Genomic DNA, 834 nt, shown 5'->3' on the forward strand with positions numbered 1-834 from the left:
CGCGGCTGTTGATCTGATCTTTTTGGATATCAACATTGGAGATCTGTCCGGCATTCAGTTTCTTGAGATCGCCAGGCCGGCCTGCCAAGTGATCATCCTTACAGCTTACCAGGAACATGCGATAAAGGGGTTTGAGCTTAACGTTACGGACTATCTGCTTAAACCACTCGACTTTGAACGTTTTTCTAAGGCGGTTGAGCGTGCAAGGGAGCTGGCAGAAAAGGCTGCTAATAAACAGATTATTTTTATCAAAACCGGTCTAAAACTTGAGAAGGTAATGCTGTCTGAATTGCTTTATATAGAGGGAGCGCGGGATTACCGCCGTATCTGTTGCAAAGGTAAATCATTTAAAACGCTGGATACTTTTGTTGAACTGGAGAAGCAATTGCCTGCTTCACGCTTTATAAGGGTACATAAATCTTACCTGGTAGCCCTGGATAAAATTGATTCCTTTGAGAAAGACATGATCACAATTGCAAATCGGCTGATCCCCGTATCTGATACCTATAAGAAGGCGCTGATTTCCAGAATGCAATGAATACGGATTGCTACCACTTACCACCTGTGGACATTATTGCTAACAGGCAGAGCCTAAGTGTTTTTTAATGGCTGTTGTTCAAAGATATAGTTAGGTTTTCGTATATTTGCAATACATCCGGGGGTCTAATGTGAACCGATGAAGCCAAATACCGCAGGCCTGATCACATGTTAATCATTTAGTTTTTTTGTATTATGAGAACTGTATTTTATGGTTTGATTACGCTTGTTTTTTGCTATGGGGCAATGATAGGTGGATTAAACAGCGGGAACATTTGGATTGGATATGGGATGGCC

The 834-nt window shown here is 41.8% G+C and carries 1 protein-coding gene; it reads left to right on the forward strand.

Going from position 1 to position 834, the window contains the following annotated elements:
- A partial coding sequence (locus AC6CH7_RS26455) for a LytR/AlgR family response regulator transcription factor (protein ID WP_498265560.1) occupies positions 1–538 on the forward strand: 538 nt, incomplete at its 5' end.
- Between the last annotated feature and the right edge of the window lie 296 nt (positions 539–834).

This window comes from Pedobacter sp. GQ55 (genome assembly GCF_059758925.1).